Raw genomic sequence first — 15,470 nt, forward strand, 5'->3', positions numbered from 1 at the left:
GCGGCGCCCGCCTCACGCTGACAAGGCGACTAAATAATGGAGAAAAATTGGCCGGGTGCGACGATTTTTGCCATCGAGTACGCCGCCCTAACACCTATCTTCAAGTACAATTGCCCTCATACGATCCCCAAAACGGTTTCAAGTACGCTCCCAAGTACGGTTTCCAATACGATGCGGGCAAATTTCCTAAGAGCAAGTGTCTATGACCACTACACCTTTGCAAAATGATCGCTTTCTTCGCGCACTAGCGCGCCAGCCCGTCGACCGCACCCCGGTGTGGATGATGCGTCAAGCGGGCCGCTACCTGCCGGAATACCGCGCCAGCCGGGCCGATGCGGGCAGTTTTATGGATCTTTGCCGCAACCATGACCTGGCCTGCGAAGTCACCCTGCAGCCCTTGGAGCGTTACCCGCTTGATGCGGCCATTCTGTTTTCAGATATCTTAACCATTCCCGATGCAATGGGCTTGGGGCTCTATTTTGAAACCGGCGAAGGCCCAAAATTCCGCAAAACCGTGCGTACACAGGAAGAAGTCGCCGCGCTAAGCGTGCCCGACGCCGAGCGCGACCTGGATTACGTGATGCGTGCGGTGTCGACCATTCGTCGTGAGCTGAACGGCCGCATGCCGCTGATCGGCTTCTCAGGCAGCCCCTGGACGCTGGCGACTTACATGGTGGAGGGCGGCTCCAGCAAGGACTTCCGCCATCTGAAAACCATGCTTTATGATACCCCGGATACCATGCACCAGTTGCTGGATACGCTGGCGCATGCGGTAACTGACTACCTGAACGCCCAAATTCGCGCGGGCGCCCAAGCGGTGCAGATTTTTGATACCTGGGGCGGCGCACTTTCTACCCCTGCGTACCTTGAGTTCTCGCTGCGCTACATGGAGCAGATCGTTTCGGGACTGATCCGCGAGCACGACGGTCGCCGCGTACCGGTGATTCTCTTCACCAAAAACGGCGGCCAGTGGCTTGAGCATATCGCCTGCGCCGGTGCCGATGCATTGGGGATCGACTGGTCTACCGAGCTTTCCGATGCCCGTGCCCGGGTTGGTCACAAAGTGGCGCTACAGGGCAATCTTGATCCCAACGTTCTGTTTGCCCGCCCCTCGGCTATCCGCGCTGAAGTAGCCCGCGTGTTGGAAAGCTACGGCCATGGCCCTGGCCACGTGTTTAACCTGGGCCACGGTATCAGCCAGTTTACCAACCCCGACAACGTCACTGCCTTTATGGAGGCGCTGCACGAATTAAGCCCGCAGTATCACCGCGATATTCCAACGCACACAAATGCACAGCACTCAGGAGCCAATTGATGAGCGATTTACGCGACGACCAATGGTTTACCGAAGTCTTTGATAGCCACGGCAGCGCTTTCTCACTGAAGATCTCTGAAAAACTGCTGGATGTGCAGAGCCAATACCAGCATCTAGAGGTCTACGCCACCGAAACCTACGGCAACCTAATGGTGCTGGACGGCTGCGTGATGCTGACTGATCGCGATAACTTCCTCTACCATGAGATGATTGCGCATCCGGCGCTGTTTACCCACCAAGATCCCAAACGTGTGGTGATCATCGGCGGTGGCGACTGCGGCACCTTAAAAGAGGTGCTGCGCCACCCGAGTGTCGAGAAAGTTACCCAAATTGATATCGACGAAGAGGTCACCAAGGCCTCTGAGCGCTTCTTCCCGTCGTTGGTAGCGTCGAATAACGACCCCCGCGCTGAACTGCTGTTCGCCGACGGCGTCAAGTGGGTGGACGATGCACCTGATGAGAGCATCGATGTGCTGATTATCGACTCCACCGACCCGGTTGGGCCCGCTGAAGGGCTGTTTAAAACCGATTTTCTCAAGCGCTGCCACCGTATTTTGAAAAGCGGCGGCGTAATGGTGCAGCAGAGCGAATCACCGCTTTACCACAGTGGCTCGATCATCCGAGAGCTGCGCAACGACATGTTGAAAGCCGGTTTTGACAGCGTTGCCACGCTGCCCTTCCCGCAGCCGGTTTATCCTTCAGGCTGGTGGAGCGTAACATTGGCGGGTAAAGCCACCGACGTGAATACGTTCCGCGAGCAGGCAGCCACCAACCACGACTTGCCGCTTGAATACTATAGCGTTGACGCCCATCGCGGTGCGCTCGCCCTTCCGCCATTTATGCGCAAGGCATTCGCAGCCGAGTAAACCACGCCTAATACCTGCCTTCGTGTTACCGCCCACCTCAGCTTGCCCTATTACGGTGCAATGCGAGGTGGGCGGTAACCTTTTTTGCACCTAGACCTTCGTCTCGAATTCGTTGAGTAGCGTTGAAAAGCGCTGAATTAACGCCTGTACCCTTGTTGGCATCTTCCTTGCTAGGTTTAGTGACATGCTACGGCATGCATAACTATTTCAACTACTGGTTTCATTAACTGATTTCAGTAGCTGATTCCAATAACTTCGAGGGAAACTAGATGTTCAATAAAAAAACACTTAGCGCTTCTGGCGTCCGCTGGCTCACTTAGCCTGGCGGGAATGGCAACTGCTCAAGCCGACACCCTGGAAGATACCATTGAGCGTGGCGCCGTTCAGTGTGGTGTGAGCGATGGTTTGCCGGGCTTCTCAGCTCCGGACGACGACGGTAACTGGCAAGGTATCGACGTTGATGTATGCCGCGCAGTAGCGGCAGCGGTGCTCGGCGACTCAGAAGCCGTCAACTATATTTCACTCAATGCCGTAGAGCGCTTCACCGCCCTGCAGTCTGGTGAAGTTGATGTTCTCTCACGTAACACCACCTGGACGACTACCCGCGATACCACCCTGGGCCTGAACTTCACCGGCGTAACATTCTATGATGGTCAGGGCTTCATGGTATCCCGTGACCTGGGTATTACCGGTGCTGATGAACTCGACGGCGCCTCCATCTGCATTCAGTCTGGCACCACTACCGAGCTGAACCTGGCTGACTACTTCCGTGCTAACGACATGGAATTCAACCCGATCGTATTTGATACCTCTGAGCAAACCGTGGGTGGCTATCAGGCCGGCCGCTGTGACGTGCTAACCTCCGATACCTCTCAGCTAGCGGCGCTACGTATTCAGCTAGACGATCCTTCAGCCTCGATGATCCTGTCTGACGTTATCTCCAAAGAGCCACTAGGCCCTGTGGTTCGTCAGGGTGACGATCTTTGGTTCAACATTGTGAAATGGTCGCTGTTCGCCATGATTAACGCCGAAGAGTACGGCGTCACCAGTGAAAACGCTGAAGAAATGCTTAACTCTGAAGACCCCAACATCGCTCGCTTGCTAGGCCAAGACGGCAACTACGGTGAAGGCATGAACCTAGAAGCAGATTGGGCCTACAACATTATTAGCCAAGTGGGTAACTACGCTGAAAGCTTCGACCGCAACGTGGGCATGGGCTCGCCGCTGGAAATTGAGCGCGGTGTTAACGCCCTGTGGACCGACGGTGGTTTCCAGTACGCTCCCCCGATTCGCTAAGCGTCTCGCTTGACCCCGGCCCGCCGCCCTCTTCACAGGTATCTGTTTAAAGGTCGTGGCGGGCCATTTGATTGACCTTCCGTGTAGCGGAGACGCCATCCATGTCTGTAAGACCTAACGTTCGCCCCGCTGGCCACAAGCCGCCGTTTTGGCGAGACCGCGCTAAGCGCGCACTTATTTTTCAGCTTATATTGGTCGCCGTTGTCGCGGCTTTCCTGATCTATATTATCGGCAATACCCAAGCCAACCTGAATGCTCGCGGCATTACCACTGGCTTTGGCTTCCTGGGCAACACAGCCGGCTTTGGTATTGGTCAAAGCTTAATCGAGTACTCCTCCCAAAGTACCTACGGCCGCACTTTTGTGATTGGCTTGCTCAATACGCTGCTAGTCGGTGGATTGGGGGTGTTAGCTGCCTCGATTATTGGTTTTATCGTCGGTATTGCGCGGCTATCGCCCAATTGGTTGATCGCCCGGCTAGCTAACGCTTATATCGAAACGTTTCGTAATATCCCGCTGCTGCTACAAATTTTCTTCTGGTACTTCGCGGTACTGCGGACGTTACCCAGCGCTAGAGAGAGCATGGCCTTTGGCGAAGCCATTTTCCTGAACGTGCGCGGGCTGTACCTGCCTCAACCGCTGTTCGAATCAGGATTTGGTCTTATCCCAGCCACCTTCGTGGTAGCCATTATTGCCAGCATCGCACTGGTCATGTGGAACAAGCGCCGTCACGAAGCCACCGGCAAGCGCCTGCCGGTTTTCTGGATGTCGCTGGTGATTATCTTTGGCCTACCGCTGCTGGTATTGGTCGCTACCGGTGTACCGGTGACCTGGGAGATGCCGGTACTGCGCGGCTTTAACTTCGGCGGTGGTATTACCATTATCCCTGAATTTTTGGCCCTGTGGCTGGCGCTGTCTATCTATACCGCGTCCTTCATTGCGGAGATTGTGCGCTCGGGCATCCAAGCCATCCCCCATGGCCAAACGGAAGCCGCCCAGGCATTGAGCTTGCCGCGCAAGCTAGTGCTGCGCCTAATCATCATTCCCCAGGCTATGCGCGTCATTATTCCGCCACTCACCAGCCAATACCTCAACCTGATTAAAAACTCGTCACTGGCCACCGCCATCGGCTACCCCGACCTGGTATCGGTTTTTGCCGGCACCACGCTCAACCAGACCGGTCAGGCAATCGAAGTCATTGCCATGACCATGGCGGTTTATCTGATCATCAGCTTGCTGGTGTCCATGTTCATGAACTGGTTCAACGCTCGCGTTGCGCTGGTCGAACGCTAGGCCGGAGGCGACCCCATGATTCACAATAAAGAAACCATACCTCAGCGCCCGGCTCCTAAAGGCACCATTGGGCCAGTTGCCTGGCTACGAGGCAATCTGTTCAACGGCCCTATCAATAGCATCTTCACGCTACTGGGCCTGTACGTGCTCTATCTACTCGTGGTGCCAACGGTTCAGTGGGCATTTATTGATGCCAACTGGGTGGGCGACAGCCGCGAAGACTGCACACGGGTGGGCGCCTGCTGGGTATTCGTTAACGCACGCTTTTCCCAGTTTATGTACGGCCTCTACCCGAGTGAGGAGTATTGGCGCGCCAATATCGTGTTTGCCATGTTCGCGGGCATTATTGCCTGGATGGTCATTCCGCGCCTGCCGTTTAAGCGCTGGATGACACTGTTTGCGCTGCTGATCTTCCCGGTGATCGCCTACGTGCTGCTACACGGCGGCTACTTTGATCTACCGCGTGTCTCCACCCACCGCTGGGCGGTTTGATGCTGACGCTGCTACTGGCTAGCGTGGGGATGATTGGCGCACTGCCTATTGGCATTGTATTAGCCCTTGGGCGACGCTCGAACATGCCCATCGTCAAAACCTTCTGCGTGATTTTTATCGAGTTTTGGCGCGGTGTGCCGCTAATCACCATTCTGTTTATGGCCTCGGTGATGCTGCCGCTGTTCCTGCCGTCTGAACTTAACGTGGATCGCCTTATACGTGCGCTAATCGGCCTGACGCTGTTCCAAAGTGCCTATATGGCCGAGGTTATTCGCGGTGGTTTGCAGGCGATTCCCAAAGGGCAAGATGAGGCCGCCGCGGCACTGGGGATGACGTATTGGAAGCGCATGGGGCTAATCGTGATGCCTCAGGCACTGAAAATGATGATTCCTGGCATCGTCAATACGTTTATCTCACTGTTTAAAGACACCACCCTGGTCATGATCATCGGGCTGTTTGACCTGTTGGGCATTGTGCAAGCGGCGCTTTCCGACTCGCGCTGGCTGGGCTTCTCGGTAGAGGGCTATGTATTTGCCGCGTTCGTGTTCTGGATATTCTGTTTCAGCATGTCGCGCTACAGCCAGTACTTGGAGCGCAAGCTAAACACCGGCCATAAGCACTGACGCCGCATCTCATTACGTTTTAAGTAGGATTTCAACATGACACAAGCAGCCACCAACACCTCTGACACCAGTGCTTCTGACCTGATGGTCGAGATGCATAACGTTAACAAGTGGTACGGCGATTTTCACGTACTGCGGGATATCTACCTTGAGGTAAAACGCGGCGAACGTATCGTGGTTTGCGGCCCTTCAGGTTCGGGTAAATCAACGCTGATTCGTTGTATTAACCACCTTGAAGAGCACCAAAAAGGTGAAATTGTGGTGGGCGGTCTACCGCTGACCCAAGACGTTAAGCGCATTGAGCAGATTCGTCGTAGTGTCGGCATGGTGTTTCAGCACTTCAATTTGTTCCCGCATTTATCAGTGCTGGAAAACTGCTGTATTGCGCCAATGTGGGTACAAAAGAAGCCGCGCAAAGAGGCTGAAGCGCTAGCCATGGAGTACCTAGAACGGGTGCGCATTGCCGAGCAGGCAACTAAGTACCCGGGGCAACTCTCGGGCGGTCAGCAGCAGCGTGTAGCGATTGCCCGCTCGCTGTGCATGCACCCCGACGTGATGCTGTTTGACGAGCCCACCTCCGCCCTCGACCCCGAGATGATCAAAGAGGTGCTGGACGTTATGGTGGAACTGGCGGAAGAGGGCATGACCATGATCTGCGTGACCCACGAAATGGGCTTCGCCAAAACCGTCGCCGACCGGGTGATCTTTATGGATCAGGGGCAAATCATTGAAGAGAACGCGCCAGAGCCGTTCTTCAACAACCCGCAGTCTGAACGTACCCAGCTGTTCTTAAGCCAGATTCTGGGGCATTAATACACAGCCCCAGCGACAAAGCAGCTGTGGATAAGTTCGTCATCATGGGCCTCACTTGAGGCCCATGATGTTTTAAAAACATTAAAAAAGGATAAAAACATGATTGAAAAGCTGTTTATCGACCGCGCCCCGCAACCGATTGCGCCTTTTTCCCACGCCTGCCGCGTAGGTGATCTGGTCTTTATCACTGGCCAGATGCCGACGGTGCCAGAGACCAACGAGATGCTTTTGGGCACCTTCACCGAACAGACTCATCGGGTAATGCAGAACCTGGCGATTGTGCTGGAAGAAGTCGGAAGTGCCTTCGAATATGTGGTGCAGTCCCGGGTGTTCATTACCAATATGGGCCACTTCGACGAAGTGAATAAGGTCTACGCCAGTTACTTTCCCCAGCCTCTACCCACCCGCACCTGTATCGGGGTAACCGGCTTGGCTGGCGGCGCTGATGTGGAAGTCGATATGATTGCCTGGATTCCACCGTCGCAGCAATAAACCTCATCAGTCGTCGTCATCACGGCTGCCAGTGAGCCACAACGCGATTTCGCCCCGCCTCTTTGGCGGCATAGAGCGCTTGGTCGGCCTGGGCAACGGCTACTGCCTGACTGTGGTCTAAATCACTGGTGAGCGCCAGAGGTGCAATCCCCACGCTGACGGTGAGTGTCACCATCATCGGCGCTTGCGAATCACCCGCCGTCAGGTAAAACGGCTGCTGGGCTACTTCGTTGGCGAATACGCTCACCCAGCTGGACTACCTGTTGGTGCGATAAATCACCCGCCGTAACAGCAAACTCTTCACCGCCGAACCTTGCCAGACAATCCTCGGGCCGCAGGGCCTCGTGTACTCGCTTTGCCATCTCCACCAGCAGCGTATCCCCCGCGGGGTGACCGTAGCGATCATTGATATGTTTGAAGTAATCAATATCAATCATCAGCAAATAATAGGCTGCCGCTTCAGCTTGCTCATTGAGTTGTGCTAAGTGATTAGCCAAGCCACGTCGGTTGCGTGTGCCGGTCAAGGCGTCAAACTCCGCCGCCGCCCAGGCCTGCTCTTCGCTTTTTTTACGTTGACTAATATCGATGACTAGGCCGCCGATACGCGCTAAATAGCCATCATCGGAGTAGTAGCTTTCCATCACCAGCTCATGCCAACGCCATTGCCCGGATGCGACCCTGAGCTGAACATCAATGCGGCATTGGGTTTGCAGCCGCTGTTGGCACTCGCGGATCAAACCAAACACCCGTAAGCGGTCAGTGGGCATGGCGTGAGCCAGTAAGCGGCGCAATGGGAGCCTTGCATAATCACCAGGATAACCCAGCGAAAGCAGCAACGCCGAAGAGCACCAGGTTGCGCCACTGCGAGTATTAATCTCCCAGGTGCCGCAGGCGGCGACCTGCTGCAGCAGATCAACCTGCCGCTGCCTGCGGGTAAGCTGCTGACGATAAATAGCCGAAGCGATCAGTTCAGCGCCGATCACTAGCGCCTGCAACCCCGCTCCCTCCCAGTCAACTTCACGCTCACAGTCATCGAAGCCCAAAGTGCCCCACCACTGACCATCCACCATAATCGGAACGGTCACCATCGATAAAATCGACTGGCTTTCCAAATTGTCGCGCAGCGACCCCAAATCCACCTGCGAGGTAATACAGGTGTGTGAGTCACCACGCTCCCGACGATTGACCATTTCCTCATACTCGGGATCGTCGATCAGCGTGGTAAAAAAGCGAAAGCGTTTTTGCGTTCGCTCACGATAGTGCGATGAAGATGCCCACTCAAAAACAAAATCCTGCAAGACACCGTTTGGGTTGCGCTCTATGGTTTGAAATATCCACACCCGATTGACACCCGACGCTTCCCCTAGCGCCGCCAATAGCTGATCGACGCCCTCACTCCAAAAGTGCGCGTCGATGAGCGCGCGGCTGCCCACAGCAAGGGCATTCAGCAGGCTCGGCGCATCCGGCGAAAAAGGAGCAGGCATAGCAGGTTCTCTTTACTTTTCTTAGAGACTACCACACAGCTTTTAGTGGATTACACGCCATGCCCATAAAGAGTAATGCTAGCGGGTGCTAACGGGGTTTGCTCACGGTGGGACGTCAGCGGTTTCCCGGCCAGGGCAGTCAGCAGAATTTGCAGCGGATCACCGTGACTGACGAGCAGAATGACTTCCCCGCTTACCTGTTGTTCCCAATCACCGATCACCGCCTGCATACGGCTCGCCACCCGGCTCAACGCTTCTACTCCATGGTGCTGGTGTTCAGCATCCTCGGCATCTAACGCCCATACACTGGGATAGTGCTCGTCCCCCAACCCTCTAGTTCGCCAAAATTTCGTTCCCGCAAGCGCGTATCCACGCTGGGTACCAACTCGAACCTGGCCGCCACATGGGCAGCGGTTTGGGTGGTACGCAAAAAGTCTGAATGCACCACGCGGGTCGGCACAGGCCACTGCCAGTCGGCAACGAGCTGGGCAAGCTGTTGCTCACCATGCTCGGAGAGACCAAAGTTTTCCACCCCGCGCCCCGGCGAGCTGACAATCACCCTCTGTTGATTAGCCTGACTATGGCCGTGGCGCATGAATAAATAGCGGTTGCGCCAATGGTCGGAGAGCGGCTGTAAAGTATTTGACATAAGTTTGTCACAAACCCTAGATTGAAGGTGTCTACTTTCGAAAATAACCATCCTTGACGCGGAATGTCCACTTACGAAACAGTTTCCGCTTTCAATAGTGGCAAAACGCAGCCAAGGAAATACAGCCTGACCCATAGCAAGAACACAACAATAACGCACAAACGAGGCTCACCATGACAACTTCGCTCTTCCGCCAGCGCCCGCTTGCGATACTTATCGCTACATCCCTACTACCGCTCACCCTGCTCTCTACCCATGCCTTCGCGGAGTGCGAACGTGGCGCCCTGGATACCATCTATTGTGATGAAGATGGCGATATGGTGGCGGATCGCCCTGCCGATGAGGCTGAGTGGGTCAATCCAGACACGCTGATTTTTGCTTATACCCCCGTGGAGGATCCGGCTATCTATTCGGATATCTGGCAGCCGTTTATCGATCACTTGGCCGAGGTTACCGAACGGGATGTGCGTTTCTTCGCCGTACAGTCAAACGCTGCCCAAGTTGAAGCCATGCGCAGCGGTCGGCTGCATATCGCTGGCTTCTCCACTGGCCCTACGCCGTTTGCGGTGAATTTGGCCGGTGCCGTGCCGTTTGCCTTGATGGGCTCTGATGACGGCCAATTCGGTTACACCCTGCAGTTATTTACTCATGTTGACTCTGATATCCATGAGGTTGAGGATCTCAAAGGCAAACGCGTTGCCCATACCTCACCCACCTCAAACTCGGGCAATTTAGCCCCTCGTGCGCTACTGCCGGAACTCGGCATCACCCCCGATGAGGATTACGAAGTGGTCTATTCGGGTAGCCACGACCAATCCATGCTGGGCGTGGTGGCCAAGGATTACGACGCGGCCCCCGTGGCCTCAGAAGTCGTCGAGCGGATGGCAGCACGCGGTCTTTACGATGAAGAAGACGTGCGCCTGATCTACGAATCCGACCGTTTCCCCACTACCTCCTATAACTACGCGCACAACTTGCATCCCGACCTGGTCGAGAAAATAGAGGAAGCCTTTTTTAGCTTTGATTTTGTCGGCACCGAACTTGGTGAAGAGTTTGAGGGCGTCGAGAAATTCATACCCATCAACTACCAAGACAACTGGCAGGTAATTCGTACCATCCAAGCGGCCAATAACGTGAGCTATACGCCAGAAAACCTGGAAGAGTAAACGTAGCGCACCGCCGCCGGCGGTGCGGTTATTGTCTCGACGATGGAAGCGGACACATGCTGGAAATTACCAATCTGGTCAAACGTTATGGCCACGATGAAGCCGTGCTGAAAGGGCTTGACCTCAAGGTAGAGGGAAACAGCGTTGTTTCTATCGTAGGCGCCTCGGGTGCGGGCAAAAGCACCATGCTGAGATGTATCAATCGTCTGGTCGAACCAACCTCCGGCTCTATCAAACTCAACGGCAATGAGCTGGTGAACCTGAAAGGCGCCGAGCTGCGCCGTGCTCGCCGCAAGATCGGCATGGTGTTCCAAGGCTTTAACCTACTGGATCGCTTGACCGTGATGGAGAACGTGTTGGCCGGGCGGTTGGGTTATGTGAATCTCTATCAAGCGATATCGCGCCGCTACCCTCAGGCAGATATTGAGCGTGCGTTTGTGCTAATGGAGCGGGTGGGAATCGCTCATTACGCCAACAAGCGCGCTGATGAGCTATCCGGTGGCGAGCGCCAGCGGGTAGGCGTCGTGCGAGCCCTGATGCAGGAGCCTGATGTTCTGCTGGCGGACGAACCAACTGCCTCGCTGGATCCACGCACCTCCGAGCAAATCATGATACTGCTGCAAAGCCTGGCCAGTGAGCTCTCGCTGCCAGTACTCATCAATATTCACAACGTCGCACAGGCCAAAACCTATACCGAGCGGATTGTGGGCCTACGCCACGGCAAGATGATCTTTGATGGGTTGCCTGCCGATTTCAACAAAGACGCGTTAGACGCCATCTACGGTGGCATTGAAGCGCCGGACGATGCGATTACTGATACGCCAGCGGAGGAACCCTCACATGACTCCGCCTGAGGCCCCTTCAACGGCGCCCCGCACCTGGCGAAAGCCGCCGTTCATTGCCAACCCGTTGCTACGCTATGGGTTAATCGTGGTTGCCGTGGTTTATCTGGTCTGGGCGTTCGGCTCGCTGCCGTTCAACTGGGCGCGGATCTCTGAAGGATTGCCCCGCGCGGCACGCATATTTAGCGGCGGCTTCCCACCCAGCCTAGAGCGCTACGAGCTGCTGCTGACAGGCTTTAAAGAGAGCTTTCAAATCGCCATTCTGGCGACGCTATTGGGGGTTTTACTCTCTATTCCCTTTGCCGTGATGGCGGCACGTAATATCGCCCCAATGCCTATCTATGTGATTGGCCGGTCGGTGATTATCGTATCGCGCAGCTTTCATCCGGTAATTGTTGCCATCCTGTTTGTCGCTGCCGTTGGATTTGGCCCACTCGCAGGTATTCTGACTCTGACACTCTACTCCATCGGCTTTGTGGGCAAGTTGCTCGCCGAAGAGATCGAGGAGATTGATTGGGGCCAAGTAGAGGCGATGAAAGCCGCCGGCGCAGGCTATGTGGCCATTCTGTTTTATGCGGTCTTTCCGCAAATTCTGCCACGCCAGGTAGGGCTATCCATGTACCAATTGGATAGTAACTTGCGCGCATCAGCGGTGGTCGGAATCGTTGGGGCAGGCGGCATTGGAGGCACCCTGATGAATGCCTTTGGGCGTTACGACTACGATTTCGCCTTTGCGATTCTGCTCATTATCATCGCGGTCATTTTGCTCAGTGAAGGTGTCAGCGGCTGGGTAAGGAAAAAAATATGGTAGATCACGCACAGCAGCTTGCCGATCGTATTTGGCAACGCTATGACCGCAAACAGCGCCTGATTCGTTACGCCGTTCTGCTAGCTACCTTGATGTTAGTGGTTTGGGCGGTGCGCGATATTGATATTTTCTGGCCCTGGGTGTGGGATGCGCCCAACCAAATCTCCGGGCTTGGCGCACGCATGTGGCCACCCAGTGCGGCGGGGCTCAATGGCATTATCGCAGCGCTGATCGAGACCGTGCATATCGCTACGCTGGCTACCTTTCTGACGATTTTCCTGGCGCTCCCGGTGGCCTACATCGCCGCCCAGAATACTACCCCCAACCGCGCCTTTTGTGGTTTGGTCGCTTCATTCTGGTCTCAAGCCGTTCGGTGAACACCATCATCTGGGCGCTGCTGTTCGTGGCCATTTTTGGCCCTGGGGTATTAGCGGGCATACTCGCCATCATGTTTCGCTCGATTGGCTTTATCGGCAAGCTGATGGGCGAAGCAATAGAGGAGATTGACCGGCGCCCCGTAGAGGCCATGGAAGCCACCGGGGCCTCCAAGGCCAAAGTGGTCGCCTATGCAATCGTGCCTCAGGTCATGCCCGCGTTTTTTGCCATCGTCATCCTCCGCTGGGATATCAATATCCGCGAATCGACGGTACTTGGGTTGGTGGGCGCCGGGGTATCGGCGTTATCCTCCAGGGCGCAATTGACACCTTTGCCTGGCCTACCGTGGCGACCATTTTGATTGCCATTATTGTGCTGGTACTGATTGGTGAAGCCGTCACCAGCTTGCTGCGTAGCAAGGTGCTGTAACCCACGTTGCTTAAGCCGAGGCAAGCGTTTGACCTAACGCCAAACGCTTGCCATGGTTAGATGACCATCAACGACATGGAGTATGCACAGCGATGACAACCTATATCGTGGTAGCCGACGCCGCTCGCGCACGCATTTTTACCCGAGATGCCTTAACGTTGGCAGAGCAAGAAAGCATGGTTCACGCTGAAGGACGTCTACACGAAGGTGACTTGGTCACCGACGGTCGAGGCGATGTGCATGAGTCGATGTCCACTACCTCTCGCTCGGCTGGCGAAGAGGGAACGGCTACTAAGCACGAAAACGAGTTGTTTGCGAAAGAGGTCGCTCAGCGACTTTATAGTGCTCGAGTAGGCAACAGTATGAAGAAGCTCATTATGGTGGCGCCACCTAAATTTTTAGGGCTTTTACGCGATAAACTCGATGCCCCTACCCAAAAGCTGGTGATTCATTCCCTATCAAAAGATCTAAGTAAAGCTTCAATGGCCGATATTCAACAAGCAGTTAGTGATTTACGCTAGTAATATCCAAAACTTAAAGACCATGTAAGACTAAAGAAAGGGTCGCTCTCGCCGATAGCCTAGAAGACATTATAAACGGTACCTCCCCCTGAGTACTGACATGCACTTCTACGTCGAGAGCGACCATGCTATCTACCCTCCGAGCACGCATCCTATTGGCTGCATTAGTGGCGATTACCCTCGCCCTGGTGGTTAACGGCATTGCCAGTTACACCACCGTAAAACACCATAATAGCCAGCAAATAACGCGCAATCTTAGCGCCGTGGTTAACGGTAATACGCAAGCTATCAACGAGTGGTTTAACGCACGCTATACCATGCTTTCCAGCATGGATGATGCAGCCAATAGCGATGACCCACTTGCCGCACTTCGACAACTGGCTGGCTCAGGCAGCTTTATGACAGCCTACATTGCTTATCCTTCCACACCAGACGCTATTTTTTCCGATGGATGGCAGCCCCCCAGCGATTACGACCCGCGTCAGCGGCCCTGGTACCAAGGCGCAGCCGAAGCGCAAGAGACCATTATTACGGCACCTTACACGGATGCCCAAACGGGGGGCTTAATCGTTACCTTTGCACGCCCTTTCTACCGTAATGGGCAGCTGGCCGCAGTCATTGGTGCGGATATTACTATTGAGGATGTGATCGAAATTGTTACCGGCATTGCCCCTACGCCGTCCAGTTTCGGCTTTTTAACCACTGAAGACGGCACCCTGATCGCGCATCCTGACGCTGACATGACGCTCGAACCTTCCACACGTTTGAGCGATGAACTGACCAACACCCGGCTTAGCGAAATCGCCCAAGCCGATGAACCCCAATCGCTTTCACTGCAAAACAGCGATACGTTGCTAATGGGCAATAACGTGGGTGGTAGCAGTGGCTGGCAGTTGATTGTGGCACTGGACGAACACGAGGCAACAGCGGGCCTGCGCGCCATCGCCACTACATCGATAGTCACGCTGCTGATTGTGGCCGCAATCACGGCAGTGGTCTTCGGTTTGCTGCTTTCTCTGCTGCTACGCCGCTTGCTGGGAGTTCGTAATGCGATGGATGATATCGCATCGGGAGAGGGCGATTTAACCCGACGCTTGCCCGAAGAGGGTAATGATGAAGTCACACAAATTGCCAAGGCCTTCAACCGTTTCGTAGGCAAAATGGAGGCCGTATTAATCGATGTACGCACCAGCAGTGAATCTGTTCACCACGCGGCCAATGAGATCGCCATGGGTGGCCAGGACTTATCCCGTCGCACCGATAACGCTGCCGCTAGCCTGCAGCAGACCTCTGCATCGATCGAGGAAATCACCAGCACGGTTCAACACACGGCTGCATCCGCAAAAGAAGCCAACAAGCTCTCCCAAACCGCCTCAGAGGTAGCCAACGAAGGTGGGAAGGTTGTAGCAAATGTGGTGACCACCATGGAAGACATTACCCACGCTTCGGATAAGATCGGTGAGATTGTCACCTTGATGAACAGCATTTCATTCCAGACCAACCTGCTGGCGCTTAACGCGTCGGTGGAAGCTGCCCGCGCTGGCGAGCATGGCCGTGGTTTTGCCGTGGTGGCCGACGAAGTACGCAAGCTGGCTGGGCGTAGCAGTGATGCCGCCAACGATATTCAAAAGCTGATTGAGGACTCTCAAACCAAGGTTAACAATGGCACCACTTTAGTGCGTAATGCGGGATCTACCATGCAAGACATCGTCGCGCATATTACCCGCGTTACCGATGTTTTGGAGGAGATCAATGCGGCCACCAGCGAGCAAAGCGATGGCATCAATCAGGTCAACATTGCCGTCGCAGAACTGGATCGCATGACTCAGGAAAACGCAGCCATGGTGGAAGAGTCCACGACCGCCGCCGAGCAGCTAAAAGAACAGGCCGATCATCTGGCAGGCACTATCAGTAGTTTTAAGCTGTCTCACGCCGCGGCACCTGCCCTGCAAGTGCAGTACCAAGCACATGACAACCGCCGCCATCACATTACTTAAGGGGTAACGC

At 54.9% G+C, this 15,470-nt stretch carries 15 protein-coding genes and 2 pseudogenes; 13 read left to right on the forward strand and 4 right to left on the reverse strand.

Annotated features, from left to right (window positions below; genetic code table 11):
• The first annotated feature begins 202 nt into the window (after positions 1 to 202).
• The 7 genes and pseudogenes from hemE (at position 203) to FDY98_RS21055 (ending at position 7,189) form a co-directional block, all read left to right on the forward strand.
• Positions 203 to 1,315 carry a uroporphyrinogen decarboxylase gene (gene hemE, locus FDY98_RS21025; protein ID WP_035539256.1) on the forward strand — a complete coding sequence of 371 codons (1,113 nt, stop codon included), beginning with the start codon at positions 203 to 205 and terminating at the stop codon, positions 1,313 to 1,315.
• The gene (gene speE / locus FDY98_RS21030; protein ID WP_022521315.1) at positions 1,315 to 2,181 is read left to right on the forward strand and encodes a polyamine aminopropyltransferase; all 867 of its coding nucleotides are present in this window, start codon (positions 1,315 to 1,317) and stop codon (positions 2,179 to 2,181) included. The genes hemE and speE overlap by 1 nt, the downstream gene beginning before the upstream one ends.
• Before the next feature lie 330 nt (positions 2,182 to 2,511).
• Positions 2,512 to 3,477, forward strand: coding sequence for an amino acid ABC transporter substrate-binding protein (locus FDY98_RS21035; protein WP_155706157.1), 966 nt, complete (start codon positions 2,512 to 2,514; stop codon positions 3,475 to 3,477).
• 101 nt (positions 3,478 to 3,578) lie between these two features.
• Positions 3,579 to 4,769, forward strand: coding sequence for an amino acid ABC transporter permease (locus FDY98_RS21040; RefSeq protein ID WP_022521314.1), 1,191 nt, complete (start codon positions 3,579 to 3,581; stop codon positions 4,767 to 4,769).
• Between the two features lie 15 nt (positions 4,770 to 4,784).
• A pseudogene (locus FDY98_RS21045) lies at positions 4,785 to 5,884 on the forward strand (amino acid ABC transporter permease).
• 36 nt (positions 5,885 to 5,920) lie between these two features.
• The gene (locus FDY98_RS21050; RefSeq protein WP_022521313.1) at positions 5,921 to 6,697 is read left to right on the forward strand and encodes an amino acid ABC transporter ATP-binding protein; all 777 of its coding nucleotides are present in this window, start codon (positions 5,921 to 5,923) and stop codon (positions 6,695 to 6,697) included.
• A 99-nt stretch (positions 6,698 to 6,796) separates the two neighbouring features.
• The gene (locus tag FDY98_RS21055; protein WP_022521312.1) at positions 6,797 to 7,189 is read left to right on the forward strand and encodes a RidA family protein; all 393 of its coding nucleotides are present in this window, start codon (positions 6,797 to 6,799) and stop codon (positions 7,187 to 7,189) included.
• A 19-nt stretch (positions 7,190 to 7,208) separates the two neighbouring features.
• On the opposite strand, the gene FDY98_RS28755 is transcribed toward FDY98_RS21055, so the two are convergent.
• Genes FDY98_RS28755 through FDY98_RS28765 form a run of 4 tightly spaced genes read right to left on the reverse strand, consistent with a single transcriptional unit; the run spans position 7,209 to position 9,322 of the window.
• Positions 7,209 to 7,436, reverse strand: coding sequence for a diguanylate cyclase domain-containing protein (locus FDY98_RS28755; protein ID WP_340146916.1), 228 nt, complete (start codon positions 7,434 to 7,436; stop codon positions 7,209 to 7,211).
• A complete protein-coding gene (locus FDY98_RS21060) occupies positions 7,381 to 8,673 on the reverse strand; it encodes a sensor domain-containing diguanylate cyclase (protein WP_340146917.1) in 1,293 nt (430 codons plus the stop codon). Before FDY98_RS21060 ends, FDY98_RS28755 begins: the two co-directional genes overlap by 56 nt.
• Before the next feature lie 50 nt (positions 8,674 to 8,723).
• Positions 8,724 to 9,002 carry a histidine phosphatase family protein gene (locus tag FDY98_RS28760; protein WP_340146918.1) on the reverse strand — a complete coding sequence of 93 codons (279 nt, stop codon included), beginning with the start codon at positions 9,000 to 9,002 and terminating at the stop codon, positions 8,724 to 8,726.
• Positions 8,966 to 9,322, reverse strand: a complete 357-nt coding sequence (locus FDY98_RS28765; protein ID WP_340146919.1) for a histidine phosphatase family protein — start codon at positions 9,320 to 9,322, stop codon at positions 8,966 to 8,968. The genes FDY98_RS28760 and FDY98_RS28765 overlap by 37 nt, the downstream gene beginning before the upstream one ends.
• Positions 9,323 to 9,495: 173 nt before the next feature.
• Between FDY98_RS28765 and phnD the strand changes: the two genes are divergently transcribed.
• The 6 genes and pseudogenes from phnD to FDY98_RS21095 all read left to right on the forward strand — a co-directional run bounded on the left by phnD (position 9,496) and on the right by FDY98_RS21095 (position 15,460).
• Positions 9,496 to 10,488, forward strand: coding sequence for a phosphate/phosphite/phosphonate ABC transporter substrate-binding protein (gene phnD / locus FDY98_RS21070; protein ID WP_022521309.1), 993 nt, complete (start codon positions 9,496 to 9,498; stop codon positions 10,486 to 10,488).
• A gap of 56 nt (positions 10,489 to 10,544) precedes the next feature.
• Complete coding sequence (gene phnC, locus FDY98_RS21075) at positions 10,545 to 11,342, forward strand: phosphonate ABC transporter ATP-binding protein (RefSeq protein ID WP_022521308.1); 798 nt, start codon at positions 10,545 to 10,547, stop codon at positions 11,340 to 11,342.
• On the forward strand, positions 11,329 to 12,141 hold the full coding sequence (phnE, locus tag FDY98_RS21080; protein WP_022521307.1) for a phosphonate ABC transporter, permease protein PhnE: 813 nt from the start codon (positions 11,329 to 11,331) through the stop codon (positions 12,139 to 12,141). The genes phnC and phnE (FDY98_RS21080) overlap by 14 nt, the downstream gene beginning before the upstream one ends.
• Positions 12,135 to 12,942, forward strand: a pseudogene (gene phnE, locus FDY98_RS21085) (phosphonate ABC transporter, permease protein PhnE). The gene phnE (FDY98_RS21080) and the pseudogene phnE (FDY98_RS21085) overlap by 7 nt, the downstream one beginning before the upstream one ends.
• 92 nt (positions 12,943 to 13,034) lie before the next feature.
• Positions 13,035 to 13,463 carry a host attachment protein gene (locus FDY98_RS21090; RefSeq protein WP_022521305.1) on the forward strand — a complete coding sequence of 143 codons (429 nt, stop codon included), beginning with the start codon at positions 13,035 to 13,037 and terminating at the stop codon, positions 13,461 to 13,463.
• Positions 13,464 to 13,588: 125 nt separating this feature from the next.
• Positions 13,589 to 15,460, forward strand: a complete 1,872-nt coding sequence (locus tag FDY98_RS21095; RefSeq protein WP_027957940.1) for a methyl-accepting chemotaxis protein — start codon at positions 13,589 to 13,591, stop codon at positions 15,458 to 15,460.
• Positions 15,461 to 15,470: the final 10 nt, after the last annotated feature.

Origin of the sequence: Halomonas sp. PA16-9 (assembly GCF_009728585.1) — a bacterium.
Lineage (GTDB): Bacteria > Pseudomonadota > Gammaproteobacteria > Pseudomonadales > Halomonadaceae > Vreelandella > Vreelandella titanicae.